Genomic DNA, 2,349 nt, shown 5'->3' on the forward strand with positions numbered 1-2,349 from the left:
ATCTTGGCTTCCGTCAAACGCTTCTGCCACAAAGCCCAGCAGACTTTATGTGGCGAACTTTAGATTCACGTGACTAGATCGGAAGCAAGCGCGGGCAACCGATCATAGTGCGCGTCCGCCCTTCGGTATTCAATCGTGACGTTCTGTCCATCGACGTAACCAAGCTCCTTTAGCCCGGTATGGAATTCCGCGGTGAGGCTCGTCGGGGAGGTCGCGGATCCGCTTTCGAGGACACCGATGACCGGCATCGTCGACTTCTGCGCGTGAGCCGCGAGGGGCCAAGCCGCCGCCGCTCCGCCGACAAGCGTCATGAACTCGCGCCGCTGCATTGCCGATCATGCCCCGATGCTCTGAGCCTGAGCGTAACCAGTTTTTACCATACGGTCCAAGCGATCCAATGTCCGTTCAGGGTCAAAAGCAGCGGTGGACGCCAAGTTGGATCGGCGTCCGGTTTGACCCTGACTGCCGACATGACACGCGCTCAATCGACCTTCGGCTAAGGGGCCAGTTGCAGACGTCAAACCATTTTACTCCGCCGCATTTTGTCAATCAGGCGTTTGTCTTTAGCTTCCGTGTTTCTTGGGTAGCTCTGTTCTTCGATACAGGCCTGCCGCAATTTGTCCCCATTGTAGCAAAGGCTCCGTTGATCGCCGCTGGTGGGGCACGCTCGCGGAAGGATTTCTAGAGATCCCCTCTTAGGATTTTCCTGCCCGCCGCGGTCTGGGACATCGCATCCTTGCAGGGATCTCTCAACTCAGCCATGTGCAATTTTATGCAGGCCCTGATACCGCCGGTGCCCGGCACAATACCGGCGCACAGCTTCGCAACGTCGGCCTTGCACACCTTTCCGGCCACGGCAACCGTGAGCAAGCGTTCCTCGCAGGCTGGTGACAGGTCGGTCAAATGCGACTTTATGCAGGACTTGATCCTGCCTTCGCCGGGCTGAATGCCGGCGCACAGTGTCTTGATATCGCTGGCGCAGGGCTTGCCCGCTTGCTGTGCCACGGCGGCAGAGCCTGACCAAAGCAGCGCTGTCAATATAACAAGCCCGGATCGCGTTCCTGCCATCTTAGATTCCTCTGGGATACAAAAAGGGCAGATTGGGGATGATATCCGAAAGTCGGCCGCAAGGCGATTCGTTCCGGAGGACGGATCAGCGTAGTCGGCTATCTGGGCGGGACGGAGGGCCGCGTCAATCCGCTCGACGTCTTCCGCAAGCAGGCCATGGGTCAAACTGGGAAGTCCGGGCGCTCAGCCGGCAGGTCAGCTTTGCCCCCAACTCCAGACAAGCCGCTGCATCGGACCAACTGACGCGATGGGCCACAAGCGGCCGTGCCGCTTCAGGTTGCGTCAGAGACCCTAGGTGCTGCCCTCGACGCCGCATGTTATCGTGGTCACCGGCGTCCCCAGGAGAACCGCACCATGAAGAGCGTTGGGATAATTGTCGCTGGCTCAGCCTATCCAATGGATGGCTTCAAATTGGGACTTCGGGACCTTGGATGGATCGAAGACGAAGGAATCCGCTTCGAACTTCGAGCAGCCGAGGGACAATTGCATCTGTTGCCCAAGTTCGCCCTTGAAATGGTCAGCCTCGGCGTCGATCTCATCGCCGTCATCGGGGCGGTCACAGTGCGAGCGGTTCGGCAAGCCACCTCGACGATTCCCATTGTGTTTGCGGTCGTTGTCGAGCCGATCGGCGACGGATTAGCGTCCAACTTAAGGCTCCCCGGCGGGAACGTCACGGGAGTAACCACCTTTGATCCGGGGCAGGCCACGGAGCAACTGCAGCTCCTCAAGGCGCTAAATCCCAGCCTTGAGCGGGTCGCTATATTGAGTGACCTCGGCGTTTCAGACTGCATGTCGACTTCGAACCGAGATGCGGCTCATCGCCTGCGAATCCAGCCACAAGTCATTCGCGTCGAAGCTCCTTCTCCCGAGTATGAAAAAGCCTTTGAGGCTATGGAGCGTGAACGCGCGCAGGCCCTGGTCGTGCTGGAAGAGCCGATCAATCAAGCCTGCAGAAAGCGGATCGCCGAGCTAGCTATAGCTTACCGGTTACCATCGGTTTTTCCTGTATCAATGCTCGACGCCGGAGGCCTTATTGCTTATGGGACCAGTCTTCGCGAAGCTGCGCGGCAGATGGCGCAATACGCCGATACAATCTTGCGCGGTGGCAATCCAGGCGAGTTGCCCATCCGGGCGGCCTTGTCGCACGAACTTGTGCTCAACCTCCAGACCGCTGGGCAGCTTGGTATAACCGTTCCATCCGAAGTGCTTGCGAGGACCAACCAAGTTATCCGGTGATTCTTGAAAAGCGCCGACGGTCGATGATCCGTTGGCGGACTCGAA

At 58.6% G+C, this 2,349-nt stretch carries 3 protein-coding genes; 1 reads left to right on the plus strand and 2 read right to left on the minus strand.

The annotated features are described in order from the left end of the window. Positions 1–65: 65 nt before the first annotated feature. On the minus strand, positions 66–329 hold the full coding sequence (locus XI08_RS10090) for a hypothetical protein (RefSeq protein WP_271574300.1): 264 nt from the start codon (positions 327–329) through the stop codon (positions 66–68). 352 nt (positions 330–681) lie between these two features. Next, entirely contained in the window at positions 682–1,068 is a 387-nt protein-coding gene (locus XI08_RS10095; protein ID WP_271574301.1) for a cysteine rich repeat-containing protein, read from the minus strand. Positions 1,069–1,422: 354 nt separating this feature from the next. Between XI08_RS10095 and XI08_RS10100 the strand changes: the two genes are divergently transcribed. Next, a complete protein-coding gene (locus XI08_RS10100; protein ID WP_271574302.1) occupies positions 1,423–2,304 on the plus strand; it encodes an ABC transporter substrate-binding protein in 882 nt (293 codons plus the stop codon). Positions 2,305–2,349: the final 45 nt, after the last annotated feature.

This window comes from Bradyrhizobium sp. CCBAU 11361 (genome assembly GCF_028128935.1).
GTDB classification, from domain to species: domain Bacteria; phylum Pseudomonadota; class Alphaproteobacteria; order Rhizobiales; family Xanthobacteraceae; genus Bradyrhizobium; species Bradyrhizobium niftali.

Excerpts from the sequence above, each read along its gene's own strand:
- XI08_RS10090 (WP_271574300.1), bottom strand. The coding sequence starts at position 329 with ATGCAGCGGCGCGAGTTCATGACGCTTGTCGGCGGAGCGGCGGCGGCT.
- XI08_RS10095 (WP_271574301.1), bottom strand. The coding sequence starts at position 1,068 with ATGGCAGGAACGCGATCCGGGCTTGTTATATTGACAGCGCTGCTTTGG.
- XI08_RS10100 (WP_271574302.1), top strand. The coding sequence starts at position 1,423 with ATGAAGAGCGTTGGGATAATTGTCGCTGGCTCAGCCTATCCAATGGAT.